The organism is Geotoga petraea (genome assembly GCF_900102615.1).
In the GTDB taxonomy this organism is placed as follows: domain Bacteria; phylum Thermotogota; class Thermotogae; order Petrotogales; family Petrotogaceae; genus Geotoga; species Geotoga petraea.
Genome location: NZ_FMYV01000001.1, coordinates 345,903 through 371,400, shown reverse-complemented (window position 1 = coordinate 371,400; position 25,498 = coordinate 345,903). Strand labels below are relative to the sequence as shown.

At 29.5% G+C, this 25,498-nt stretch carries 25 protein-coding genes, 2 tRNA genes and 1 riboswitch; of the genes, 23 read left to right on the top strand and 4 right to left on the bottom strand.

Going from position 1 to position 25,498, the window contains the following annotated elements; translation table 11 throughout:
• The 3 genes from ybeY (at position 1) to BLS00_RS01800 (ending at position 2,271) form a co-directional block, all read left to right on the top strand.
• Positions 1-426, top strand: a complete 426-nt coding sequence (ybeY, locus tag BLS00_RS01810; protein ID WP_091402274.1) for an rRNA maturation RNase YbeY — start codon at positions 1-3, stop codon at positions 424-426.
• 2 nt (positions 427-428) lie between these two features.
• The gene (locus BLS00_RS01805; protein ID WP_091402272.1) at positions 429-1,673 is read left to right on the top strand and encodes a DUF1015 domain-containing protein; all 1,245 of its coding nucleotides are present in this window, start codon (positions 429-431) and stop codon (positions 1,671-1,673) included.
• Between the two features lie 70 nt (positions 1,674-1,743).
• Entirely contained in the window at positions 1,744-2,271 is a 528-nt protein-coding gene (locus BLS00_RS01800) for a ribonuclease FAU-1 family protein (protein WP_091402270.1), read from the top strand.
• On the opposite strand, the gene uvrA is transcribed toward BLS00_RS01800, so the two are convergent.
• Positions 2,262-5,093 (bottom strand): excinuclease ABC subunit UvrA, encoded by a 2,832-nt coding sequence (gene uvrA / locus BLS00_RS01795; RefSeq protein ID WP_091402269.1) that lies wholly within the window; start codon positions 5,091-5,093, stop codon positions 2,262-2,264. The genes BLS00_RS01800 and uvrA overlap by 10 nt on opposite strands.
• A 261-nt stretch (positions 5,094-5,354) precedes the next feature.
• A riboswitch (purine riboswitch) is annotated at positions 5,355-5,456 on the top strand.
• Positions 5,457-5,536: 80 nt separating this feature from the next.
• Between uvrA and BLS00_RS01790 the strand changes: the two genes are divergently transcribed.
• Positions 5,537-6,865 carry an NCS2 family permease gene (locus tag BLS00_RS01790; protein ID WP_091402490.1) on the top strand — a complete coding sequence of 443 codons (1,329 nt, stop codon included), beginning with the start codon at positions 5,537-5,539 and terminating at the stop codon, positions 6,863-6,865.
• Between the two features lie 57 nt (positions 6,866-6,922).
• Here the strand turns inward: BLS00_RS01790 and BLS00_RS01785 are convergent.
• The 3 genes from BLS00_RS01785 to BLS00_RS01775 form a co-directional block, all read right to left on the bottom strand.
• A tRNA-Arg gene (locus tag BLS00_RS01785) sits at positions 6,923-6,999 on the bottom strand.
• 24 nt (positions 7,000-7,023) lie between these two features.
• Positions 7,024-7,115, bottom strand: a tRNA-Ser gene (locus BLS00_RS01780).
• Between the two features lie 69 nt (positions 7,116-7,184).
• Positions 7,185-8,918 carry a proline--tRNA ligase gene (locus BLS00_RS01775; RefSeq protein WP_091402267.1) on the bottom strand — a complete coding sequence of 578 codons (1,734 nt, stop codon included), beginning with the start codon at positions 8,916-8,918 and terminating at the stop codon, positions 7,185-7,187.
• A gap of 209 nt (positions 8,919-9,127) precedes the next feature.
• Here BLS00_RS01775 and metG point away from each other — a divergent pair, with 209 nt between their 5' ends.
• The 19 genes from metG to BLS00_RS01680 are packed head-to-tail and all read left to right on the top strand — an operon-like array spanning position 9,128 to position 25,497.
• On the top strand, positions 9,128-11,053 hold the full coding sequence (gene metG / locus BLS00_RS01770) for a methionine--tRNA ligase (RefSeq protein WP_091402266.1): 1,926 nt from the start codon (positions 9,128-9,130) through the stop codon (positions 11,051-11,053).
• Between the two features lie 14 nt (positions 11,054-11,067).
• On the top strand, positions 11,068-13,545 hold the full coding sequence (gyrA, locus tag BLS00_RS01765) for a DNA gyrase subunit A (RefSeq protein ID WP_240724320.1): 2,478 nt from the start codon (positions 11,068-11,070) through the stop codon (positions 13,543-13,545).
• Between the two features lie 12 nt (positions 13,546-13,557).
• Entirely contained in the window at positions 13,558-14,175 is a 618-nt protein-coding gene (lexA, locus tag BLS00_RS01760; RefSeq protein WP_091402265.1) for a transcriptional repressor LexA, read from the top strand.
• Between the two features lie 10 nt (positions 14,176-14,185).
• Positions 14,186-14,473, top strand: a complete 288-nt coding sequence (locus BLS00_RS01755) for an STAS domain-containing protein (protein WP_091402264.1) — start codon at positions 14,186-14,188, stop codon at positions 14,471-14,473.
• Between the two features lie 19 nt (positions 14,474-14,492).
• The gene (gene rpiB / locus BLS00_RS01750) at positions 14,493-14,939 is read left to right on the top strand and encodes a ribose 5-phosphate isomerase B (protein ID WP_091402263.1); all 447 of its coding nucleotides are present in this window, start codon (positions 14,493-14,495) and stop codon (positions 14,937-14,939) included.
• Positions 14,936-15,901, top strand: a complete 966-nt coding sequence (locus BLS00_RS01745; RefSeq protein ID WP_091402262.1) for an arginase family protein — start codon at positions 14,936-14,938, stop codon at positions 15,899-15,901. The genes rpiB and BLS00_RS01745 overlap by 4 nt, the downstream gene beginning before the upstream one ends.
• 9 nt (positions 15,902-15,910) lie before the next feature.
• Positions 15,911-16,903: a hypothetical protein gene (locus tag BLS00_RS01740; protein WP_091402260.1), complete on the top strand. Its 993-nt coding sequence runs from the start codon at positions 15,911-15,913 to the stop codon at positions 16,901-16,903.
• On the top strand, positions 16,900-17,628 hold the full coding sequence (locus BLS00_RS01735) for a hypothetical protein (RefSeq protein ID WP_091402258.1): 729 nt from the start codon (positions 16,900-16,902) through the stop codon (positions 17,626-17,628). Before BLS00_RS01740 ends, BLS00_RS01735 begins: the two co-directional genes overlap by 4 nt.
• A 3-nt stretch (positions 17,629-17,631) precedes the next feature.
• Positions 17,632-18,132 (top strand): ComEA family DNA-binding protein, encoded by a 501-nt coding sequence (locus tag BLS00_RS01730; protein WP_091402256.1) that lies wholly within the window; start codon positions 17,632-17,634, stop codon positions 18,130-18,132.
• Entirely contained in the window at positions 18,129-18,926 is a 798-nt protein-coding gene (locus BLS00_RS01725) for an epoxyqueuosine reductase QueH (protein ID WP_091402254.1), read from the top strand. Before BLS00_RS01730 ends, BLS00_RS01725 begins: the two co-directional genes overlap by 4 nt.
• 9 nt (positions 18,927-18,935) lie before the next feature.
• Positions 18,936-19,340, top strand: coding sequence for an ATP-binding protein (locus BLS00_RS01720; protein ID WP_091402251.1), 405 nt, complete (start codon positions 18,936-18,938; stop codon positions 19,338-19,340).
• Positions 19,341-19,355: 15 nt separating this feature from the next.
• Positions 19,356-20,729: a flagellar assembly protein A gene (locus BLS00_RS01715; RefSeq protein ID WP_091402249.1), complete on the top strand. Its 1,374-nt coding sequence runs from the start codon at positions 19,356-19,358 to the stop codon at positions 20,727-20,729.
• Between the two features lie 37 nt (positions 20,730-20,766).
• Positions 20,767-21,891, top strand: coding sequence for a tetratricopeptide repeat protein (locus tag BLS00_RS01710; protein WP_176759808.1), 1,125 nt, complete (start codon positions 20,767-20,769; stop codon positions 21,889-21,891).
• Positions 21,881-22,564: an FAD-dependent thymidylate synthase gene (gene thyX / locus BLS00_RS01705; protein WP_091402245.1), complete on the top strand. Its 684-nt coding sequence runs from the start codon at positions 21,881-21,883 to the stop codon at positions 22,562-22,564. Before BLS00_RS01710 ends, thyX begins: the two co-directional genes overlap by 11 nt.
• A 10-nt stretch (positions 22,565-22,574) precedes the next feature.
• On the top strand, positions 22,575-22,943 hold the full coding sequence (locus BLS00_RS01700; RefSeq protein WP_205742392.1) for a hypothetical protein: 369 nt from the start codon (positions 22,575-22,577) through the stop codon (positions 22,941-22,943).
• Positions 22,940-23,896 carry a CBS domain-containing protein gene (locus BLS00_RS01695; protein ID WP_091402243.1) on the top strand — a complete coding sequence of 319 codons (957 nt, stop codon included), beginning with the start codon at positions 22,940-22,942 and terminating at the stop codon, positions 23,894-23,896. Before BLS00_RS01700 ends, BLS00_RS01695 begins: the two co-directional genes overlap by 4 nt.
• 2 nt (positions 23,897-23,898) lie before the next feature.
• A complete protein-coding gene (locus BLS00_RS01690; RefSeq protein WP_091402241.1) occupies positions 23,899-24,243 on the top strand; it encodes a hypothetical protein in 345 nt (114 codons plus the stop codon).
• A 49-nt stretch (positions 24,244-24,292) separates the two neighbouring features.
• Entirely contained in the window at positions 24,293-24,958 is a 666-nt protein-coding gene (locus BLS00_RS01685) for a PHP domain-containing protein (RefSeq protein WP_091402238.1), read from the top strand.
• On the top strand, positions 24,946-25,497 hold the full coding sequence (locus tag BLS00_RS01680; RefSeq protein ID WP_091402236.1) for an ATP-binding protein: 552 nt from the start codon (positions 24,946-24,948) through the stop codon (positions 25,495-25,497). Before BLS00_RS01685 ends, BLS00_RS01680 begins: the two co-directional genes overlap by 13 nt.
• Position 25,498: the final 1 nt, after the last annotated feature.

The window sequence follows — 25,498 nt, the reverse complement described above, 5'->3', positions numbered from 1 at the left end:
ATGGTAATAAATGTAAGCAATAATACTGATAATTTTGTAAATATAAAAAAAATAAATAAAATTGTTAAGCAAATTATAAAAGAAGAATATCAAGATGGAAATTTTGAACTGAATATTTTTTTGACAGATAACAAGACCATTGAAGAGTATAATTCAAAATTTCGAGGAAAATCAATCCCTACCGACGTTCTTTCCTTTGAATACGGCTTGAAAGAGGAAATCATAGGTGATATAGTTATATCGATCGAAATGATTAAAGAGCAAGCAAAAAACTTCAACAACACTTTTGAAGAAGAGTTTTTTTATATTTTAATACACGGTGTACTACATATTTTAGGATATGATCACACCAATACTGATGATCAAGAAGAAGAAATGTTCAAAATTCAAAATAAATATTTTAAAAAGTATTATGAGGAGGGATAGCCTTGTCTTTAGTAAGGCCTTTCAAAGGATTAAGACCAAAAAAAGAACACATTGAAAATTTTTCATGTCCACCTTATGATGTTCTTGAAAGTGATGAAGTAGAAAAAATTGTATCAAAAAATCCAAAAAGTTTTTTAAGAGTAACAAGGGCTGAGGTAGATTTTAAAAGAGATGTTGACCCCCATTCCGACGAAGTCTATAAAAAAGCTGGTGAAAATTTAAAAAAATTTGAGGATGAAGGAATTTTAATAAATGACGAAAAACCTTCTTATTACATTTACAGAGAAACTTGGAAAGATAAATCTCAACTTGGCTTATTTGCCACAGTTTCTGTAGACGAATACGATCAAGGAAAAATTAAAAAACATGAATTAACAAGGCAAGATAAGGAAGATGATAGAACTAGACATATTACTTTATTGGGTGCTCAATCGGGCCCAGTTTTTCTGACTTTTAAATCAAATGATGATATTAAAAAATTATTAAAAAACTCTATTGATGAATCAGCTAAAATTGCTGATTTTGTTGATGAAAATGAAGTAAGACAAGAATTATGGTTAATTAACGACGAAAACAAAGTAAGTAAAATAAAATCTGCTTTTGAAAGTATAGATAACTTATATATTGCTGATGGTCATCATAGGGCTGCTGCAGCTTCAAGAACAAGAAAAATTAAAAAAGAAGAAAATTCAAACCATACAGGTAACGAAGAATACAACTATTTCTTAGCCGCTATATTTCCAGACGATGAATTGAGGGTTTTAGATTATAACAGAGTAGTTAAAGATTTAAACGGCTTGTCTAAAGAAGAATTTTTTTCTAAAGTTAAAGAAAAATTTGAAATTTCTGATGCTCCAGAAAGTCCTTATTCTCCTAAGTCACTTCATGAATTTGGAATGTATTTAGACAAGAATTGGTACATTTTGAAAGCCAAACCTGAAATAGTAGATGAATCTGATCCAGTAAAAGTTTTAGATGTTTACATTTTACAAGAACATTTATTGGCCGCGACTTTAGGAATAGGAGATCCAAGAAAGGATTCAAGAATTCACTTTTTAGGAGGTATAAGAGGTGTAGGTGCTCTTTCTAAATGGGTTGACACAAAAGATTGGAAAATTGCGTTTTCTATGTATGCAACACCATTAAAACAGTTAATAGATGTTGCTGACGCAGGAAAAATAATGCCACCAAAATCAACTTGGTTTGAACCAAAATTGAGGTCAGGATTAGTAATACATAAAATATAACCTTATGATATAATTGAAGGTGACTCTACAGCAGAGTCACCTTTTTTTAATTATCATTTAGGAGGATATTATGAAACAATATAAATTTGACATAAAAAATAAATACGAAAAAATAAAAACCCATATAAACGATGCAAAATTTGATTTTACAGAATTTCGAGAATTTAACATGCATGTTTTTGGTTATAAAAGACCGTGGGAAAAGTTATTTTCTCATAATTCTATAAAGTTTGTAAAGAGACTTTTAATTCCTCAAACCAATCTGATGCTTTCCTATTTTCACGATGAATATGGAGAAAAATCTAATTATTTAATTTATATCGATTTTGGGAAATACAAACAAACTAAAAATTATATTTTATTTCACGACTTGGAGCTTGATATATTAATAAAAAAAGATTTTTCTTTTGAAATTCTTGATATGGATGAACTTTTTGATTCCTATGAAAATTCTAAAATTTCTAATGAAGAAATTAAAAAGATATTACTCACCTTAGAAAAAACCATTAATAATTTTTCCAACAAAGGAGTTATGGAAACTCTCTATGAAATAGCTGGAGAAGAACCGATAGACTGGTTAACTAATAATTACTTATGATTTAAAAAATACTTCAAATAATTGGCTGTATAACCACCTTGTTTTATAATTTCTTCTGGTGAACCTTCTGCAATTATCTTTCCACCATTTTTGCCGCCTTCTGGCCCCAAATCTATTATGTGATCTGCATTTTTAATAACATCCATATTATGTTCTATAACTACTACAGTATTCCCCTTTTCAACCAACATATCTAAAACTTTCAATAGCTTTTTCACATCTTCAAAATGTAATCCCGTAGTTGGTTCGTCTAATATATAAAAAGTTTTACCAGTTGATCTTTTCCTAAGCTCAGAAGTTAGTTTTATTCTTTGTGCTTCCCCCCCTGATAAAGTTGTAGCAGGTTGCCCAAGTTTCAAATAACCCAAACCAACTTCTTTTAATAGTTCCAATATTCTACTGATAAAAGAAACATTTTTGAAAAACTCAGAAGCTTCATCAATGCTCATTTCCAAAACATCTGAAATTGTCTTACCTTTGTATTTTACTTTCAAAGTCTCTTTATTATACCTCTGTCCTTTACAAACATCACAAGTGACATATACATCTGGAAGAAATTGCATTTCGATTTTTTTAACTCCATGCCCTTTACAAGACTCACACCTTCCACCCTTAACGTTAAAACTAAATCTACCTTTATCATAACCTCTGATTTTTGATTCTTTTGTTTGAGAAAAAATGTCTCTTATGAAATCAAAAACTCCCGTATACGTAGCGGGATTACTTCTTGGCGTTCTTCCAATTGGGCTTTGATCAATAGAAATGATCTTATCAACATACTCTAAACCTTTAATTTCTTTGTAATATCCTGGGACAACTCGTGATCTATTAATCTCTTTTTGAAGAGCAGGATATAGAGTATCCATAACTAAAGAAGACTTACCAGAACCAGAAACTCCAGTCACCACTATAAATTTTCCCAAAGGAAAATCTATATCTACACTCTTTAAATTATTATGAGTTGCTCCTTTTATTGATATTTCCTTAGTATTTTTTTCTCTTTTTTTCTCCAAAAATTCTATTTTTGCTTTTCCAGTAAGATATTTACCTGTTAATGATTTTCCTGGTTTCTTGAGAATATCTTGAACAGTACCTTCAAAGATAACTTCACCACCATTTATACCGGCAGCTGGACCTAAATCTACAATATAATCCGAATTTTTTATGATTTCTTCATCATGTTCTACTATAATCACAGTATTTCCCAAATCTTTCAATTTATGAAGTGTCTCTATTAATCTGTCATTGTCTCTTGAATGCAAGCCTATTGTTGGTTCATCCAAAACGTATGTAACACCTGTCAAACCAGAACCAATTTGAGTCGCAAGTCTTACCCTTTGAGATTCCCCTCCAGATAAAGTTCCCGAAGTTCTGGACAGTGATAGATAACCCAATCCAACATCTTTTAAAAACTGAAGTCTCAACTTAATTTCTCTTAAAAGTTCTTTTGCTACTTCTTTATTAAAATCACTCAATTGAATACTTTCAAAAAACTTTGCAATATCATCAATGGGTTTATTAGTAAGTTCAAAAATATTCTGATCTTCAATCTTTACTGATAAAGCTTCTTCTCTCAACCTATGTCCCCCACATGTTTGACATGTTGTTTGAATCATAAAGTTTTTTTCTATCCATTCTTTGATATCTTTTGAATTTGTCTCGTAATATCTTCTATTGTACCAATTAACCATACCTTCAAAAGCTCTTGAAAATTTATGTAATTTACCTTCTTTTGATTCCAATTCAAAATCAATTTCTTTTGAGCTTCCATATAGTAAAATGTTTATTAACTTGTCAGGTAATTCTTTCATTGGCTTAGAAGGATCTTCATTATACTCTTCTAAAATTTGTGTCATTATTTTTACCATATAAGTATCTTTGCCCATGTTTAAAACTCCACCATTGTTTAGTGGTTTCTCTAAATCAAATATATAATCCGGTTGTACCTCAAGCTTAAAACCTAACCCATGACAATCTTCACAAGCCCCATATGGACTATTAAAAGAAAATAATTTTGGATTTATTTCTGGAAAACTATATCCATCCTCAGGACATGCAAGGATTTCAGAGAACTGTTTTGATTTTAATACATTTTCTTTCTTATCCATTTCTCTGATATCTACAAAACCTCCAGATTCTTTTAAAGCTATTTCTATTGCTTCGTATAATCTTTCAAAATTGTCTTTTTTAAGTTTTAACCTATCAACTAACAAATTTATGTTATGCCTGAAACTCTTCTTTAAAGAATCAACTTCATCTAAATCTAGCATTTCACCATCTATTTCTAACAACCTAAAACCAGAAGTTTTTAGATTTTTGATCTCTTTTTTGAATTCTCCTTTTTTCTCTTTGGCAATTGGAGAAAAAATATATATTCTCGAATCTTCTTCAAACTCTCTGTATATGCTTTCAATGATTTCATCTACAGTAGAGCTGACAAGAAGCGTCCCACATTTTGGGCAGTATGCTTTACCAACTCTTGCATATAAAACTCTCATATAATCGTAAATTTCAGTAACTGTACCAACAGTTGACCTTGGATTGTTTGAAACTGTTTTTTGTTCAATTGCAATTGCAGGAGACAACCCTTCGATTGATTCTACATCAGGTTTTTTTAAGTCCCCTAAAAATTGTCTGGCATAAGAGGATACAGATTCTAAATACCTTCTCTGTCCTTCAGCATATATTGTATCTAACGCCAATGTGGATTTTCCAGAACCAGACATCCCACTAATCACAGTTATTTTATTTTTTGGAATAGAAACATCAATATTTTTTAAATTATGTTCTTTAGCGCCTACAATCTTTATTTCATTTTGCATTATATCCCTCCGCTCATTATACATACATTTACTGAATATATTTTACTATATTTTTTATAAGACAATTTTACAATTATTTTTACAAAACAAATATTTCTTTTTTATAAAAATATAGTGAAAGTATTATAAAGATAATTAAATATGGTTATTAACGATTAATACTAATTTGCTGATTGCATCTTAACATACTTGAAATTTTTTAAGTTCTTTATTTTAAAAATAATATTTTTATTTTCTGTTAGAATATTTATGTAAAAAATTAAATATTATTTCTACGAATCCTATATAATCTCGATAATATGGATCGAGAGTTTCTACCAGATAACCGTAAATTATCTGACTATAGGAGAAGAGTTTTTTTAAATAAATTAGCCCTTCTCCTTATTTTAATAGGAGAAGGGTTTTCTATTTTTATTTTTCATCATCTTAAGGAGGTCTTTAAGTTGGACAAGTTTTTTGGGATTTCTAAATCTGGAAGTTCTGTTAGAAAAGAAATATATGGAGGTATTGCAACTTTTCTAACCATGGCTTACATTATTTTCGTTAACCCTTCAATTTTAGTTGATGCTATTCCTGGAACTGCAACTAACCCTTTACTGTACGAACAATTCTTTGGCGCTATAATGGTTGCTACAATTTTAGGGGGGGCAACAGCAACCCTATTAATGGGATTATTTGCCAATTACCCGTTTGCTTTAGCACCTGGAATGGGGCTGAATGCATATTTTACGTATACAGTTGTTTTAAATATGGGAGTAGATTGGAGAACTGCTCTTGGCGCTGTTTTTGTTGAAGGTGTAATATTTATCATTATCACGTTAACTGGGGTAAGGACTTTTATTGGTAATGCCATCCCAAAAACTATAAAAATAGCTACTGGCGCAGGTATAGGTTTATTTATATCTTTTATAGGATTAAAAGGTTCTGGAATAATAGTCGCTGATGACGCTACTTTTATAGCTTTGGGTAATATAACCTCTCCAGAAGCTTTGACAACTATTATTGGATTATTTATTATCGCTATTTTATACACTCTTAAAGTACCTGGATCCGTCTTAATAGGTATTGTCTCATCAACACTATTTGGAAGTTTTGTAGGAGTAACAGAATTTCATGGTATAGTTGGCAAAATACCTGATGTGGCTCCAACTTTTGGAAAATTACAACTAAGCTTGGACAATTTATTAGAACCTACATTTTGGATAATAGTATTAACTTTCTTTTTTGTCGATTTTTTTGACACCACTGGAACCTTAATGGGTTTAGCTCAGTCTGCAGGATTTGCAAGAAAAGATGGTAGTTTACCAAGATCTAAAAAAGCTTATATGGCAGATGCAACTGGTACTGTGGTTGGTTCTATTTTCGGGACTTCTACGGTTACTTCATATGTTGAATCTGGTGCTGGTATAGCCCAAGGTGCCAGAACTGGCTTAGCTTCAGTGGTTACTTCAATCTTGATGCTTTCGATGCTTTTCTTTTCTCCGTTAGCATCTTCCATTCCATCTGCAGCAACGGCTCCAGCATTGATTTTTGTTGGATCTTTGATGATGAAAGGTTTAAAGGAAATCGATTGGGATGATTCAACAGAAGGCCTACCAGCTTTTATAACTCTTATCATGATGCCTTTTACTTATTCAATAGCCACTGGTATTACACTTGGTATGATCGCTTATCCTGTAATAAAATTCTTTGGAGGAAAAGGCAAAAATATTCATTGGTTTACATGGATTCTTGCTATATTATTTGTTTTATATTTAATGTATTTAAGATAGTAATTAATAGATATAATCTAATAAAGGAGACAGAGTTAACAACTCTGTCTCCTTTATTGGCGTACCCGACCGGATTCGAACCGGTAATCTTCGGATCCGCAGTCCAACGCTCTATCCATTTGAGCCACGGGTACTCATCTAAAAATTGATAAAAAAAATGGCGGAGAGGGAGGGATTCGAACCCTCGGTAGGGAAAAAACCCTACACTTGCTTAGCAGGCAAGCGCCTTAGGCCGCTCGGCCACCTCTCCGTCAATATTTATGACTGAAGTTATTATATCATGCTTGTTTTATTCTGTCAAGGAGCATACTACTTTTTATTATTTACCAAAATCTTTTATGTAATTATTGTATTCTTCTAATTTTTCTTTAATTTTCTCTTCTAATATCTTTTTTTCTATACTTACAAGCTCGCCATTTTTTTGGCCACGTAGTTTTAATTCTATTTTCCCTTCTTTAAGTGTTTTCCCTATTACAACTTTTAATGGAACCCCTATGAGATCACTATCTTTAAACTTAAATCCTGCAGAAACTTTTCTATCATCTAATACCACATCGTAATTTTCTTTAAGCATTTCGTAAATTTCATTTGATGATTCTACTATTTCTTTATCTTTGTCAGTGATTTGTATGATTTCTATTTGGAAAGGTGCTAAACTTAAAGGCCAAATCATACCGTTTTCATCATGAAATTGTTCAACAATAGCTCCGAGAGTTCTTGAAATACCCCAACCATAACAACCCATTTTGAAAGGTTTGTTTTTGCCATCTTGGTCTGTAAATGTCGCATTTAACTTTTCGGAATATTTTGTCCCCAATTTGAACACTTGCCCAACTTCTATACCTTTTTTAAAATTTATTTTTGAACTACAGTTGGGGCACTTTTCCCCTGATTTTACTTCTCTTATATCAGCGAATTCTTCTACTTTAAAATCTCTATCTACGTTCGCATTAATTATATGAAAATCTTTTTTCATAGACCCTACAACAAAATTTTTAATACCTTTCAATGATTGATCAGCAATTATATAAACATCTTTTATATCAATTGGACCAATAAATCCCGTTTCAATTCCATATTCTTTTTTTACTTCTTCTGGTTCAAACATTTGAATAGTTTGATCTCCTATAAGATTTCTTAATTTTGAAATGTTGATTGTTTGATCTCCTCTTATTAAAGCCAATATATCTTTATCTCTTCCTCTTAACAGTATTGATTTTACAATTTTCTCTTTTGGTAAATTTAAAAATTCTGTTACTTCGTCTATAGTTTTAACGTTTGGTGTACTTACTATTTCTTTGTCTTTTAATTCCTCTTCTTCATAAGAAAAAACTTCATTAGATGTTGCTTTTTCTATAGTAGCAGAATATCCACATTCTTCACAATAAACTATAATAGATTCCCCGTTTTCAGCTAAAATTTGAAATTCATGTGATTCGTTTCCACCCATAGTGCCATTATCTGCTTCAACTACAACATATTTTGCATTCATTCTTTCTAATATTTTTTCATATGCTTTATAGTAGTCCTGATAAGTTTCATTTAAACTTTCATCAGTTTTATGAAAGCTGTAACCATCCTTCATTATAAATTCTCTTGCTCTTAACACTCCAAATCTTGGCCTTATTTCGTCTCTATACTTAGTTGTTATCTGATAGAGATTCATCGGAAGTTGTTTATATGAATTAAGTTCATTTTTTATAGTTGAAGTTATCATTTCTTCATGTGTAGGACCTAATGCAAATTCTCTGCCATGCCTATCTTCAAACTTCATCATTTCAGGTCCGTAATCAAACCATCTTTCTGATTCTTTCCATATATCAGAAGATTGAATAACAGGAAGTAGAATCTCTTGAGCTTCTATTTTTTCCATTTCTTCTCTAACTATTTTCTCTATATTTCTCACAACTTTCCAACCAAGTGGTAAATAAGAATAAATTCCTGACGCGGCTTTCCTTATAAACCCACCCCTGATCAAAAGTTCTTGACTTTTTATATCAGAATCAGCAGGGGTTTCTTTTAATGTAGGTGCATATAATCTCGAGAACTTCATTGTATAACCTCCATTTTTTATTTATCAAATAATTATATCATATAGAAGTTTAAATAATTAAAAAATATATTAAAATATATATATAAACATGAATAATTATGTTTTTATTCAATTATCTATGATAAAAGCATTAAAAGATGATTAAGTACATTTTTGAATACCTTGATTTATGGTATAATATCACTTGAAAAGATAATGGAGGTGCTCTAATGGAAAAGTATTATGTAACAACGCCAATATATTATGTAAACTCAGAACCTCATATAGGTTCTGCATATACAACAATAGTTGCTGATATTGTAGCGAGATACAAGAGAATGAGAAATTTTGACGTGTTCTTTTTGACTGGTACTGATGAACATGGTCAAAAAATCATGCAATCTGCTAAAGAAAAAGGCATCACTCCAAAAGAATTAGTTGATGATCTTTCAAATAAATTTAAAACGCTTTGGGAAGATATGGGTTTAACTCACGATTATTTTGTAAGAACTACAGATGAAGAACATGAAAAAACCGTTCAATCAGTTGTTCTAAAAATGAAAAATAATGGCGATATTTATAAGGGGAAATATGAAGGTTGGTACTGCATTCCAGATGAATCTTTTTTTTCTGATGAAGAAATTGAAGAAAAAGGTGGAAAAAAAGTATGTCCAGAGTGTGGCAGAGAGTTAAAATGGGTTGAAGAAGAAAATTATTTTTTCAAACTTTCAAAATACAACGATGCCCTTTTAAAATTATATGAGGAAAATCCTGAATTTATGCAACCAGATTTCAGAAGAAATGAAATGTACCAAATATTAAAATCCGGATTAAAAGATCTTTCCATAACTAGAACGACATTTGATTGGGGAGTACCTTTATCTGATGATCCCGAACATATAGTTTACGTTTGGGTTGATGCACTGATAAATTATATAAGTGCTTTGGGTTACATTCATAATAGTGAAAATTTTGAAAAATATTGGCCAGCTGACTTGCATTTGATAGGCAAAGAAATCAATAGGTTCCATTCAATAATTTGGCCTGCAATGTTGATGTCAATAGGCATAGAATTACCAAAAAAGGTTTTTGCCCATGGATGGTTAACGGTTAATGGGCAGAAAATATCAAAATCTTTAGGTAATGCCATTGATCCAAGATTACTTATGAATGCTTATTCTAAAGATGCAGTGAGATACTATTTAATGAGAGATATTAATTTTGGTAGAGATGGAGATTTTTCCGAGGATAACCTCATAACAAGATACAACTCTGATTTAGCCAACGATCTTTCAAATTTAGTTCATAGAACTCTTTCAATGCTTTCTAAATATTTTGATGGTGTTATTCAACCTAAAGGAAAATCAGAGGATGTAGACCAACAACTTTATTCTCTAATAGAAACAAATATTAAAGAATTTTTTGATAACATGGATGATCTAAAATTCACGCAAGCTTTGGAAAAGTTATGGGAAATTGTTAGATTTTCCAATAAATATATCGACATAACTGAACCATGGATTTTAGGTAATGATGAATCTAAAAAAGATAGGCTTTCTACAGTCTTGTACAACCTTTTGGATTCGATTAGAAATATTGCTATTATGATTTATCCTATTATGCCCGAAAGTTCTGTAAAAATAATTGAAAAATTGGGATATTCGCAAAATCATATAAATGAAAAAAATTTAGGGTTAAATAAATTAAAATCAAATCAAAAGACAACAATTGGAGAACCAGTTTTTCAAAGAATTGATACAAAAAAATGGGAAAAAGTGATTGTTATGAATAAAGAGGAGGAGAAAAAATTGCCAGAAGACAATGTAGTTGAATTAATAGAATTTCCTGATTTTAAAAAGGTGGATTTAAGAGTAGCAAAAATTGAAGAGGCAGAAGATATTGTTAAATCAAATAAACTTTTAAAATTAAAATTAGACGTTGGAGAATTAGGGAAAAGACAGATAGTAGCTGGTATTAAAAAATATTACTCACCAGAAGATTTAGTTGGTAAAAAAATAATTATTGTAGCAAATTTAAAACCAGCTAAACTTATGGGGATTGAATCTCAAGGTATGCTTTTAGCTGCTAAAAATGAGGAAGAATTAACTGTATTGACAGTTGATAGAGATATTGAACCTGGACTAAGAGTTTCTTAATTGGAGGTATTTTTGTGAGCGAAGAAAACAACGATAAAATAATACACGGTGGACACGAAGATCAAAGATTTGTTGATGAACTTAGAACTTCATATCTTCTTTATTCACTTTCAGTAATAGTTAGTAGGGCAATTCCAGATGTTAGAGATGGACTAAAACCTGTTCAAAGAAGAATTTTGTACTCAATGAATGAATTAGGATTGAAGCATACATCAAGTTATAAAAAATCTGCTCGTATTGTTGGAGAAGTTATGGGTAAATATCATCCTCATGGAGACTCTTCAATATATGATGCTTTAGTTAGAATGGCTCAACCTTTTTCAATGAGATACATGCTTGTAAATGGGCAAGGTAACTTTGGTTCCATAGACAAAGATCCCGCTGCTGCAATGAGATATACAGAAGCAAGAATGTTCGAAGAATCTGAATTCATGCTCAAAGATATAGATAAAAACACAGTTGATTACATAGACAATTTTGATGGTTCTTTGAAAGAACCTGTTGTTCTACCTACAAGAATGCCCGCATTACTTATGAATGGAGTTTCAGGTATTGCTGTTGGTATGGCAACAAGTATTCCACCTCATAATCTAACTGAACTTGTCGATGGAATAAAACATTTTATAGACCATCCAGAAGCAGAAGCTGAAGAATTAATGGAGTTCATTAAGGGCCCTGACTTCCCCACTGGTGGAATAATTGTTGATGGCGAAAACATTCAAGATATGTATGAAACTGGTAGGGGAAAAGTCACTATCAGATCAAAATACGAAATTGTTGAAGATAATAATGGTTCTTCTATTATTGTTTCTGAAATACCTTATGCTGTTTCAAAGGTTGACATTATAGACCAAATAGTTGCCTATGCCGTTAGAAAGAAAGAAAACAAAAAAGATTCTGGTATAAAAGATGTTCGAGACGAAACTGATAAAAGAGGTATGAGGTTAGTTATAGAACTCAAAAAAAATGCAAATATTAAAAGATTGATTAACGATCTTCTAAAGCATACATCATTACAATCATCTTTTTCAGTTCAAATGAATGTTATCAACAAAGGTAAACCTTCTTTGATGAACCTTAAAGGTCTAATCCAAGCATTCTTAGAACATAGAGTCGATGTTATAACAAAGAGAACTGAATACGATTTACAAAAAGCAAAAAAAAGAGCTCATATTGTAGAAGGTTTAATTAAAGCAGTTGATGGAATTGATACAGTAATAGAAATAATAAGAAATTCTGATGGAGTTGAAGATGCCTTGGCAAACCTTCAGGCTACAATAGACGTATCCGAAGAGCAAGCTAAAGCTATATCTGAAATGAGGTTAATTAGTCTTTCTAAATTAGAAATCAACAAGCTAACTTCTGAATTAAAACAATTAACAGAAAAAATCAGTTATTGTAATACAATTCTTCAAAACCAAAATGTGTTAAATGATATTATAAAAGAAGAATTAGACGAAATAAAAAATAAATTTGGCGATGACAGAAGAACAAAAATACTTAAATATAAATCAGATTTGAAAAAATATGAAGAATTAATTGAAGATGAAGACATTATAATAGTTTTGACAAAGTGGGGATATATAAAAGCCATTCCTTCTTCTCAATATAAAGCTCAAGGAAGAGGAGGTAAAGGGGTTAAAGGATTAAAAATCTCTGATAATGACAGTGTGTTGGAAATATTGTACACCAACAGATTATCTAAATTAATGATCATCACCTCTGCTGGTAAGGCTTATCAACTACCTGCATATGAAATAGATATGTCTCAAAAAACTACAAAAGGTAAACACATTGCAAATTATCTTGACTTGACAGAAGACGAAAGTATTAAGGCAATTACCACTGTTTCTCTTAAAGGTGATTATGAAAAAGATATCATGATTTTTACAAAAAAAGGAAAAGTTAAAAAAACATCTTTATCTGAATTTGCAAATGCAAGGACAAAAGGCATAAGAGCTATAAATTTAAGAGATGATGATATGGTTGTTGATGCTTTAGTTATGAACAGTCTTGATGATGATGTCTTGTTAGTGACAAAAAATGGGATGTCTCTTAGATTTAGTTCTAAAGATGTTAGAAATATGGGTAGAGGAGCCTCTGGGGTTAATTCTATAAAGTTGAGAAAGAATGACGAAGTAGTAAACGCAGTTTTAGTAGAGCATGATAAAAAACTAATGATCATAACTTCAAAAGGTTATGGGAAGAGAACAAAATTTTCTTCCTATAGAAGGCAAAATAGAGGCGGCATTGGAATTAAGACTGTTAGGGACATTACAAAAATAGGTACAATCGTATCAGCTTTATCAATTAATGATGGCTCAGATATATTGATTTTCACAAAAAATGGTAAAGCTATTAGAACTACCATAGATAACATTAGCGTTTTGAATAGGGTAACTCAAGGTGTGATAACTGTTAGGCTATCTCCCGACGATGAGGTTGTCGGCATGATAGTTGTAAAAGTAGATGAAGATGATGAAAATATTTAAGGGGGATAGAAAATGAAGGAATTGACAAGTAGGCAATCCCAAATTTTACAGTATTTAAAGGAATATATGGAGAAAAATAGTTATGCTCCAAGTGTAAGAGATATCATGAAACATTTTGGTTTTAAAAGTCCCAGAGCAGCTCACAAACATTTAATTACGCTTGAAGAAAAAGGCTATATCGAAAGAAAGGGAGTGTCAAGAGGAATAAGATTAACGGAAAAATCAGGAGAAATTTTTACCAGGGAAACCTTAGTTCCAGTAATTGGCAAAATAGCAGCTGGGGCTGCTATAGAAGCAGTTGAGGAAATAAGAGATAGGGTAACTTTACCAGTAAACTATTTTCCGAAAAACAATGAATATTTCGCTTTAATTGTTGAAGGAAATTCTATGATTGAAGCTCACATTAAGTCAGGTGATCATGTCATTATTAAAAAACAAAATTATGCTGATGATGGAGATATTATAGTTGCTTTGCTTGAAAATAACTACGCAACATTGAAAACTTTTAAGAAAATAAGTGATAGGTTAATTCATCTTGTACCAGAAAATTCTGAAATGGAAATTATAGAAGTTGATCCAAAAATTTTGAAAATACAAGGAAAAATGGTTGGATTAATAAGAACCATGTGAGGAGGAAAATATGGAAATACTATTGGACAAAAAAAATAATATTTTGAAGATCAAGGGCGAAATTGATCTAAATAATTCTAAAAAACTTAAAGAAGAAGTTAAAAAAATGAATAACAACAACATAGTGATGGATTTCAAAGAAGTTAGTTATCTTGATTCTGCAGGTATTGGAGCTTTAATATCTATTCATAAAGATTTACAAAACAAGAGTGGCTCTTTAACCATTATAAATATCGATAAGAAGATTAAAGAACTTTTTGAAATGGTAGGTTTATCAAAATTAATGAATATTTCTTAATTTTAAAAAGGGGGATTATATGAAAATTTCTTTAGCTTCAGATCATGCATCTTTTGAATTGAAAGAACATTTAAGAAAATATTTAGAAAACAAAAAAGATGTAGAAGTAATTGATCTTGGAACGTATAATAAAGAAAGTACAGATTATCCAGATTATGCAAAAAAACTGGGTGAACATGTATCAAGTAAAGAATCTGATATTGGGATAGCTATGTGTGGCACTGGGCTTGGAATGTCAATAGCTGTTAATAAAGTAAAAGGCATTAGAGGGGCATTATGCCTATATCCAACTATGGCAGAATATGCCAGAAAACATAATAACGCAAATGTTTTAGTTATGGCTGGAAGGCTAACTGGTCCAGATCTTGCTGAATGGACGGTAGATAAATTTTTGGAAACTGAATTTGAAGGGGGAAGACATAAAAGAAGGGTTGATAAAATCAGCTCTATGGAGGATAATTTATGAAAATAATTTATGATCCTCGACATGTTTTTTATACACCAAAAAGCAAAATAGAAAATAACAAATTTGTAGATCATCACGATACATCTGAATGTATCGAAAATTTGATCAGCACTCTTTCTATTGGTTATAAAGAAAATTTTATCAAGCCTAAAGATTTCCCAAGATCTTATTTGTATTTAGTTCACGAGGCTGATTATATTTTTTGGCTAAAAAACAAATCAAAATCCCTGAGCAGTGGAGAAGAGTATTTTCCGAAAGTTTTTGGATATGACCGTGTTTATGATAATCAAACTCCTATAATGTCTAATACTTTTGAAATGGCTTGGATTTCAGTTAAAAATGCCTTAACTGGAGCAGATTTGTTGTTGAAATATCCAGAAACATCAGTATTTTCTTTAACAAGACCTGGAGGAATACATGCAGGTATAAGTATTGCTGGCGGAGGGTGTTATTTAAATAATGCTGCACTTGCAGCAAGATATATACAATCTAAAACAAATGGTTTCATTGCCATTTTAAATTTGAATTTAAACCATGCAAATGGGACACAGGAAATTTTTTACAATGACAGTAATGTTTTAACTATTAGTATACATATTAATCCTGTAGATAATTTCCCTTATACCTGTGGTTTTGAATGGGAAATCGGTGAAGAGGAAGGAAGAAGTTATAACATTAATTTCCCGATTGACAGAGGATCAGATGGAAGAACTTTTAAAAGAGTTTTAGAAAAAGCCATATTAGAAATAGATAACTTTGAACCTGATTTCTTGATAATTACCTTGGGAAACAACCTTGATACTGTTAGTTCTGAAGCGAAATTGAACTTATCAAATTCTGATTTAGTTGAAATAGGTAAAATGTTATCTTCAACTACATACAAAAAATTAATTATATATGAAAATGGTACAAATGAAAGAAATAACGAAACAGTTTCAAATTTTATTTCAACTTTTGAGTAAGGTGATATTTTGAAAAATTATTTATATTCTACTTCTTTTGAAAAAGAAATCAATATTTTTATTGAAGATAACATATCCAAAAAAATTTTAAATAAGTATCAAGACTATTATTCATCTTTGATGGTATTTGAATCCAATCTTAGAGATGTTTTTAAAATTAAAAATCAAAAATTCATTCGTTCAGGAAAAGATGCAAAATCATTGGATAAATTTTTAGATTTATCAGATAAAATCAATAAAGACAATATTTCAAATTTAATTTGTTTTGGTGGAAATGAAGTTTTGAGTTTAGCTGGTTATACATATAATTCTGTAGGCTTTAACAAAAACTTGTTGATTTTTATACCAACCAATTTAAAAACAATGATAGTTCCACCCTTAAAAGGTTCATTTAACTTAAACATGAATTTTCAAGAAGATTTTTTACAAGTAGATGGATATCCAGATTTTCTTTATATCGATCCTCTTTTGATAACAGAAAATCCTAAATTAACTGATAAAAAAACATTTATATACCCATTTTTTTTAGGGTATATAAATGAAAGTAAATATTCAGATCTTACCAAGAATTATGTTAAAAGAAATAATGATTTGGACTTTTTTGATTTTATAAATAATGGTCTAAGTTTTTCTATATCTCTTTTATCCTCTTATGGATATTTTCCAGGAGATAGAATAAAAAGCAAAATTTTTAGAAAAAATATTTTATTTAAAAATGATATAGTTGAAATAGACGGATTTATATTTTTATTTATCTTGTTCATAAGCTATTTAAATGGATTTATTTCTATAGAAAAAGTAGAACAATTTTTATCTTTTTTGAATTATTTGGGTTTTAATCTAACAAATTTGATAAAACAAGTTGATGTTATAAACAACACAAAATCTACAAAAGATATTATCATAGAAAAAGGCAAGTGCAAACAAATAACAATAACATATCAAGAACTCAAAAATCATTTGGAAGAATTCTTGATATTTTTAAGAGGTGAATTGTTTTGAATGAAAAATCTAATAAAGGTTTTATGGTCGTAGTAATATTTGTCTTTATACTACCATTTATAGCCTTTCTTTTAACCTCTTATTCTATATACTTGAAGCAACAGATGAACAACTTAGAAATTAGCATAAATGATTTAAAAACTTCTCCCAAAGAAAATTCAACTGAGGCAATTACAGAAACAGTTGAAATTAAACTACCTAAACTTGAAATTAAGCCTAATACGTCTAATATAGAATTGCAAGAACTTAATTATTATAGTTTACTTCAAAGATCCACTAATACTTTATATCAAAACAATAGAGGCGCTGTGAAAGTTTTTGAAACAAGGCAAGAATTATTAGAAAATGCTGTAGAGGCTTATGAAGAAGATATTTTATACTATATTTTTATAAACAATGATAAATATTATCTCTATAGAGAAGACTACAAAAATGAAGAAGAACAAAAAATGTATGCTGTTCAGTTGTATCTTTATTTTGACCAAGCTCCAGCTTATCTTCCGGCTAATACTTTGAGAAAATCAGGACTACCTGTTTACATTTTAAATTCCTATACACAGAGTAATAATGAATATTTTGCTATAATGGCTGGGATTTTTGAAGAATATTCTGAAGCTCTTGATTATCTCAAAAATATGGATGAAAATAGATTCCAAAATTTAACAGGGTTAAGTATAAAAGATAGATTTTTAAAATCAATAACTTTTTATTCTGATGAGGGTTAAAAAATGAAACTAAAAATGCTTTTTTCATTGTTATTTATTATAGTTGTTTTTGCAATAGGATTCACAATAAAAGAAAAGAACAATCTTGTTTTTGAATCTTCTATTGTTAAAGTTGATTTAATTAATTGTACAGTTTATGATTTGGTCAATATTCCTGGTATTGGTGAAGCCAAAGCAAAGAATATAATTGATTACAGAAATAAATATAATTTCACCAAAAAAGAAGACGTAATGAAAGTAAGTGGTATAGGGAAAGCTACCTACAATAAAATTAAAAACTATATTTATGTGAGTGAAAAAATAATTAAATTAAATGATGAAAAAATTAATGTAAATAAAGCAACAATATCTGAACTTGAAAGTCTTCCCGGTATAGGAAAAACAACTGCTGAAAAAATTGTTAACTACAGATTATATAAAAAGATAGAAAATTTTGAAGATTTGTACAATATTGGACTAAAAAGAACAATTTTGAGTAATTTGGAAGGAATGATAGATTTTTGAAAATTTTTCTTCATGTTTGTTGCGCACCTGATTTAACTATTTCTTTTGAAAGGTTATTAACCCAGGGGTACCAACCAAAAACTTTTTTTTACAACCCAAATATATATCCAGAAAAAGAATATAATAAAAGGAAAAAAGAGTTAATTAAATTATCAAATAAATGGGGCTTTGAAATTGTTGATGATAATTATGACCCAAAAATTTTTTATTCTAAAATAAAAAACAATTTGAATAATAGATGTGAAGAATGTATAAAATTTAGATTAGAAGAATCAGCAAAAAAAGCAAAAGAATTAAACTTTGATTTTTATTCAACAACTTTATTAGCTTCTCCAAGAAAATCACATTCTACCATAAAAAAATGGGGAGATTATTTTGCAGATTATTATGGTATAAAATTTTTATACGTTAATTTTAGATCAAACAATGGAGTAAAAAGGGCATCAGAAATTTGTAGAACATATGATATTTATAGACAAAAATATTGTGGTTGTTCATATTCATTAAATGAAGCAAAAGAATTAGAAGAAATTTCAAGAAATAAAAATTTTAATGAGTTAACAAATATTATTGGTGAGGATGACGCTAAAATAGTTTTTTCGCTTTATAAAAAAGAAATTTTGAAAATACCTGAAGACTTAGCTCCAAAATACATTTATCATGGAGGATTAGAGGTTATAAAAACTTTAAAACCTGTAATGATTTTGATGAAGAAGAATATCGCAGAAGATTTTAATCTCGAATCAGGCCGTGTTAAAATAAATAGATGGAAGGCAAAATTCTTAATTTGGTGATGGTGATTAATGCAAAAAATTACTTTGGGAATATTATCTGATAAAAAATATATACGCTTGGTTAGATCCACATTAAAAGAATTTTTAAAGTTAAACAATTATGACAATTCAGAAGAAATTTTTATGATTGAATTGGCTATTAATGAAGCTATCGCAAACATTATAGAACATACTTACAATTTTGAAGAAAAAAACAACATTTATCTTGAGATAAATTTAGAAAAAAATAAATTAACAGTTTCTATTAAAGATGAAGGTCCAAAGATAAATGTTGATAATATAAAACATAGAGATTTAGAAGATTATCAAGATAGTGGCTTAGGAGTTTTCATTATAAAAAGTGTTTTTGATAGTATTGAATGGATAGATATTGATGGGGGAAATATGCAAATACTTTCAAAAACTTTAGTTTAATCTGGAGGTTTATTTATGGCTAAATACAAAATTAAGGTTTCAGGGGATAATATGGTTGCGAACATAATCTTAACTGATGATGGGGCAAAACCAAATAAAGAAGAAATACACTCAGTTTTACATAGCAACGAAATTGTATATGGAATTCAAGAAGATGTTATTAATAGCATAGTTAACAATCCCATTTATGAAAAGGAATATTCTGTGGCTTATGGAGTGGGTCCAAAGAATGGTGAAAAAGGAAGATTGCAATTACATGTTAAAAAGAAAAAAAATTTATCATCTGAAAGATATATGAACATGAGAGAAAGGTCAAACATAATTTCTTTGGAAGAAGGAGAGTTAATTGCGGAAATTATTCCTGCAAAAAAGGGAGAACCTGGTAAAGATGTTTATGGTAACGAGATAGAAGGACTTAAAGGCGAAGACCCAAAAGTTGTAACTGGTAAAAACACAAGGGTAGAAAATGGAAAGATATATTCATCAATTCCAGGTGAGTTGATTTTTAAAAAAGAAAATCAAAATACTTTTTATATAGATGTGTCTAAAGTACACACAATAAAAGGCGATGTTGACTATTCAACTGGGAACGTTAGGTTTCCAGGAAAAGTTATAATAAAAGGAAATGTTAAGCCAGGATTTATTGTAGAAGCTGAAGAAGATATTATAATAGATGGAGTAGTAGAAGCCGCAACATTAATATCTGGAGGAACTATAAAAGTAAATGGCATAAAGGGTGGAAACAAAGGTATTATAAAAGCTGAATACTTGGAAACTAACTATGTGGAAAATGCAGATATTGAGGTTGAAAAAGATGTTATAATCAATCAGTCTTCAATAAATTCCCTGATAAAAGCTGGAGAAAAAATAGAAATAATTGATAAGAATGGCAGAATATCTGGAGGAACATTAATGGCAGGAAATTTAATTTCTGCCCCCTATATTGGGAGTAGAATGAGTGTAAAAACAAGCTGTGAGGTAGGGGTCCCTCCAACTTTAAATGAAGAAATGACGGTATTGGAAAGTCAAATAGCCTTAGATGTTCAAAATCTAAAAAAGTTATCAATTATCTTAAAGGGTTTGATGAAATTGAAAAAAGAAAATAAGCTTACAGAAGATAAGGTTGAACAATATAGAAAAACTGTACAAACTGCTAAAGAATTAAAAAGCAATTTATCAAAAAATGAAATACATTTAGAAAGACTTCAAAAATCTATTGATAATTCTAAAGAAGGTGGAGAAATCATAGCAAAAGAAGTCATATATCCTGGTGCAGAAATAATGATACATAAGAAAAAGTTTTTCCCAAACAAAGAGATAACAAAAGTCAGATTTGTTTTACATGAAGACAAAATTATTATGAGAGGTTATAATGAGGAAAATGAATGAACTAAAACATATTTTTATTTTTTTTATTATTCTTTTAATGTCGGTCAGCTTATTTTCTACAAAATTGGATAATTATGTTTATTCTTTTGAACCTGATGAGCTAATAAGAAAATCAGATAAAAACTTAAATGCCCTGGGATTGTATTTGAAATACATAGAAACGGGGAATCAAGCCTATAAAAATACTGCTAATATGTTAAGGTCAGAAAATATGGAAAGTTTGAGTTCAGATGATTCTATAGCTTTAAATATTCTTTCTGAAAGTATGCCTTATAACTATAGTTTTATACAAAATAGGTTGAGAAATGCCTTGAACAATTATGATAACTCGGTTATTTTAAACTCTCTTTTCACTACTTTCTCTTTTAGAATTTGGGAAAAAGAAAGAAGCCTTTCTTTGGAACAAACTATAATAGAAAAAACAAAAAAAATTGAAGAAAATATAGGATTAAACCCTTTATCGGCATATTATTTTTCTTACATAAAATGGTATTCAAAATATATAGCCGAACCTGGAGAATCTTTTACAAAATTAAACAATATATACAAAAATTTTCCTGAAAATAAATCTATAATAGAGCTTCTGACAACTATATCCTTCGAATCTCAACGCTATGAAGATTTAAAAAACCTATACGAAATTTACACAAACTTCATAGAAAAGAATGATAGAACTATGTTGATTTTTGCAAAAGGATTTCAAAAGTTAGAAAACAACTCTCAATCTATTAAAATTCTGGAAAATGTAATAGAACAATCAAATAATAAGTATGTCCTTTCTTCTTCTTATGAATTAATGGGAGACATATCAAATACCAATTCGCAAAAAATATTATATTATAAGACTTCTTTAGATTATGACCCACAAAATCCAAACTCTCTTTTTAAATTGGCCAATTCTTATTATGAAGAGGATAAAAAGAAAAATTTGAATATGGTAAGAATATTACTTCAAAAATCATTACATTTTAATAAAGACAACAAGGAAGCTCAATTGTTGTTAAAAAAAATAAATTTTGATTTTATGGTTGAAAATTTTTTAATCAACATATTACCTTATTTTTTATTTTTTTCATTTGTTTTTTTCTTTACATACTATTTATTGATAAAAAAATCACCAAAAGAAAGGACTGAAATCTCTGATGAAGAACATGAAAATTAATGTTTTAGATAAAGGTTTTGTACATCTTGTAGATTGTATGGGAGATGATAGATCTGCCGTTAGAGCTGCAAGAGTTTCATATGGAAAAGAACTATCTACCGAAGAAAAAGATAAAAAGTTGATCAATTATCTTTTAAAACATGGACATTTTTCACCTTTTGAACATATTTCTTTTACTTTCCATGTCAAAGCCCCTATTTTTGTTGTCAGACAATGGTTTAGACATAGAATAGGAATGTCTCCAAATGAAATAAGTAGAAGATATACCAGCAAGCAAGCAGATGAATTTTATCTTCCAGATCATATTAGAATACAGGACACAAAAAATAAACAGGGAAGTTTTAAAACCGATGATAAAGAACTAACTCAAAAAGCCATAAATAAAATTGAAAAGATTTACGATGAAACTTATTCAGTGTACAAAGAATTACTGGATATGGGAGTTGCGAGAGAAATGGCAAGAACTGTATTGCCTGTTGGTCAGTATACTGAATTTTATCTTACTACAAATGCAAGGGCTATAATGCATTTTCTTGATTTAAGGGCTGATTCACATGCACAATGGGAAATTCAGGAATACGCCAAAGCAATTGCCGAGGTTTTTAAAGAAAAATGCCCTTGGACTTATGAATCTTTCATTAAAAACGATTACAAAGGAAATATATTAGATTAAGGGGTGAAACATGAATTTAGACAAACTTATAGAACTAACAAAATCCAAAGTAATTACCAAATCTGATAATATAAATGAATTTGACATAGAATACGCTGGGGCTTCTGACTTAATGTCAGATTTTCTTGCTTTTTCAAAAGAGAATATGTTCCTTATAACAGGATTAACTAGCCCTCAAACAATTACTACAGCAGCTGTAATAGGAGCAAAAGGAATAATATTTGTTAGAGGTAAAGAAATAAAAGAAAATATTATTAAAATTGCTAAAGATCTTGATATTACAATATTAAAATCAAATTTGTCTATGTATGTAGCTTGTGCAGTTCTTTATAATAATGGTCTTAAAGACTCTATGGGAACAGATGAGGCATTGAAATGATCAGCCCTCATAATGATGTAGATAAGCTTGTGAATATCTTATCAAAAGTTTTCTCTAATACTTCAATAGAAAATATTATGAGTTCTCCTCCCATAGTAGTTACTGAAGAAACCAAAATTAAATATGCTAAGGAAGTTATGAGAATAAAGGGTATTTCTGGCATGCCTGTAATTAAGCGAAATTTAAAGTTAGCTGGTATACTTTCCATTGAAGATATAATCAAAGTTTTTGAAAGTGGGGATCTAAACGATCGTGTTGATAAATGGATGACAAAAGATGTTGTTTACCTCTCTAACACTGACACTATAATGAAGTTTTTGGAATTAAATGATTCAAAAAAATTTGGTAGATACCCAGTTTGTAATGATTCGGGTAAAGTTGTTGGGGTAGTAACCAAGTTGGATATTTTAGAGTGGATGTTCAAGAAACTTGGATATATATATGTTCATGATGACCGAAGGTATAAAACTTTGAATAAACAATTTGTTTCTTCTATTACAGGTGAAGAAGTAAATAGAGAAAATTCTGATTTTAAATTCAAAGTTAACTATAAATCTGTTGAAATGGTCGGATTAGGTGCTACAAAATTGAAAAAATTTTTGATTGAAAAAGGTATAAAACAAGATTTAGTTAGAAAAATATCTATTTCAACATATGAGGGCGAGGCAAATATAGTAATACATTCTAACTCTGAAGGATGTATTTATTGCTGGATAAATGAAGACCATATAAAGGTTTTTATAGAAGATAGGGGTAAAGGAATAGAAGATATTGAAACTGCATTGACTGAAGGTTATTCAACGGCACCAGAAAACGTAAGAGAAAAAGGATTTGGAGCTGGCATGGGATTACCAAATATGAAAAGATTTTCTGACAGGATGACCTTGATATCGAGTCTGAATAAAGGGGTAAAACTTGAAATGTTATTTTATTTAAATGATCAGGGGGGATAACATTGATATTAGAAGACATTATTTCTGAGTTTAACTTGGAATTAGTAAATGAAGGTAATTTAAAAGTTAAAATAAATGCTGGAGTTATCGGCGATCTATTATCTGAAGTAATGAGAAATGGTAAAGAAAATTGCATATGGATAACCCATCAAACTCACCAAAATATAATAGCAGTAGCAGAAGTTATAGGGGCAAAAGCGATTCTTATTCCTGAAAATCTTAATTACTTGCCAGAAACATTAGAAAGAGCTAAGGATATGAGAATTAATCTTTTAAAAACCGAATTATCTGGTTTTGAAATAACTGGAAAAATATACAAAATTTTAAAAGATAATGGCTCTATTTAATTGTTCATTTCATAATCATACAGTATTATCTCCATGCGCTGATATCTCAATGTCTTCAGATCTATACAAAGAGTTGTTGCTAAAAAGCAATATTAATTGGTTAGCTATTACAGATCACAACTCTACTAGAAATATCAGGCCATTTATTAATTATTTTAGTAATACTGATATTAAAATAGTTCCTGGAATAGAAGTACAGACTATTGAAGAGGTTCATGTAATAATTCTTTTTAACAAACTGGATGAAGCAGAAAAATTCGGAAAATTTATAGAAAGTTCTCTCATTATTAACAAATACGATCCTGAAAAATTTGGATATCAAATTTGTTTAAATGGTGAAGGTGATTTTGAATATATATTAGAAAACCCTTATTTGGGTAGTTCTTCAAAATATAGTATAAATAAACTTGTTATGGAAGCAAAAAAATATGAAACTATTGTTTTTCCTGCCCACATATTCAGAGCTTTTGGACTTATAACTCAATTAGGGTTACCACCAAAAGATATTGAATTTGATGCAGTAGAAGTTAAAAATGAAAAAGAAATTGAATTTGCAAAAGACCTTGGATTTAGCAATTTTATCTTTGGAAATGATGCGCATACTCCTGATGAACTTAACCATTTTTCATGCCAAGTAAGAGCTAAAAATAGATCTTTTATAGCGTTAAAAGAAGCGATATACAATAAGAAGGTGTACCCTATATGGCAACACTAACTAACATATCAGATCATATTTTGGATATTTGTGAAAATGCTGCATATGCAAAATCCAGCAATTGTAAACTCGAAATTTATGAGGATGAAGAAAATTTTGAATTTATTGTTGAAGATGATGGAAAAGGGATGGATGACGAAACTAAAAATTTGGCTTTAGATCCTTTTTTTACAACTAAAAAAGAAAGAGTTAAAAAAATTGGTTTTGGACTGCCTTTTTTAAAATATTCTTCAGAGATAACGGGAGGTTATTTCAAAATTGATTCAAAAAAAGACAAGGGAACAACTATAAAATGTAAGTTTAAAAAAAATCATATAGATTGTCAACCAATTGGTGATTTGGGTTCTACTATATTCAGTGTAATATATTTAAATAATGATGTAGATTGGGTTATTAAAAGATGTTATAAAGATAATGAATATAATCTGAATACTAAAAATTTGAAAAAATTTATAGATGATTTAAATAAAATATCAATTATGAAAGAAATTAAAGAATTAATAATTTCATTAGAAAATAAAATTAGGGAGGATATATAAA

Excerpts from the sequence above, each read along its gene's own strand:
- ybeY (WP_091402274.1), top strand. The coding sequence starts at position 1 with ATGGTAATAAATGTAAGCAATAATACTGATAATTTTGTAAATATAAAA.
- BLS00_RS01800 (WP_091402270.1), top strand. The coding sequence starts at position 1,744 with ATGAAACAATATAAATTTGACATAAAAAATAAATACGAAAAAATAAAA.
- uvrA (WP_091402269.1), bottom strand. The coding sequence starts at position 5,093 with ATGCAAAATGAAATAAAGATTGTAGGCGCTAAAGAACATAATTTAAAA.
- BLS00_RS01775 (WP_091402267.1), bottom strand. The coding sequence starts at position 8,918 with ATGAAGTTCTCGAGATTATATGCACCTACATTAAAAGAAACCCCTGCT.
- metG (WP_091402266.1), top strand. The coding sequence starts at position 9,128 with ATGGAAAAGTATTATGTAACAACGCCAATATATTATGTAAACTCAGAA.
- lexA (WP_091402265.1), top strand. The coding sequence starts at position 13,558 with ATGAAGGAATTGACAAGTAGGCAATCCCAAATTTTACAGTATTTAAAG.
- BLS00_RS01755 (WP_091402264.1), top strand. The coding sequence starts at position 14,186 with ATGGAAATACTATTGGACAAAAAAAATAATATTTTGAAGATCAAGGGC.
- rpiB (WP_091402263.1), top strand. The coding sequence starts at position 14,493 with ATGAAAATTTCTTTAGCTTCAGATCATGCATCTTTTGAATTGAAAGAA.
- BLS00_RS01745 (WP_091402262.1), top strand. The coding sequence starts at position 14,936 with ATGAAAATAATTTATGATCCTCGACATGTTTTTTATACACCAAAAAGC.
- BLS00_RS01730 (WP_091402256.1), top strand. The coding sequence starts at position 17,632 with ATGAAACTAAAAATGCTTTTTTCATTGTTATTTATTATAGTTGTTTTT.
- BLS00_RS01720 (WP_091402251.1), top strand. The coding sequence starts at position 18,936 with ATGCAAAAAATTACTTTGGGAATATTATCTGATAAAAAATATATACGC.
- BLS00_RS01715 (WP_091402249.1), top strand. The coding sequence starts at position 19,356 with ATGGCTAAATACAAAATTAAGGTTTCAGGGGATAATATGGTTGCGAAC.
- BLS00_RS01710 (WP_176759808.1), top strand. The coding sequence starts at position 20,767 with ATGTCGGTCAGCTTATTTTCTACAAAATTGGATAATTATGTTTATTCT.
- thyX (WP_091402245.1), top strand. The coding sequence starts at position 21,881 with ATGAAAATTAATGTTTTAGATAAAGGTTTTGTACATCTTGTAGATTGT.
- BLS00_RS01700 (WP_205742392.1), top strand. The coding sequence starts at position 22,575 with ATGAATTTAGACAAACTTATAGAACTAACAAAATCCAAAGTAATTACC.
- BLS00_RS01695 (WP_091402243.1), top strand. The coding sequence starts at position 22,940 with ATGATCAGCCCTCATAATGATGTAGATAAGCTTGTGAATATCTTATCA.
- BLS00_RS01685 (WP_091402238.1), top strand. The coding sequence starts at position 24,293 with ATGTCTTCAGATCTATACAAAGAGTTGTTGCTAAAAAGCAATATTAAT.
- BLS00_RS01680 (WP_091402236.1), top strand. The coding sequence starts at position 24,946 with ATGGCAACACTAACTAACATATCAGATCATATTTTGGATATTTGTGAA.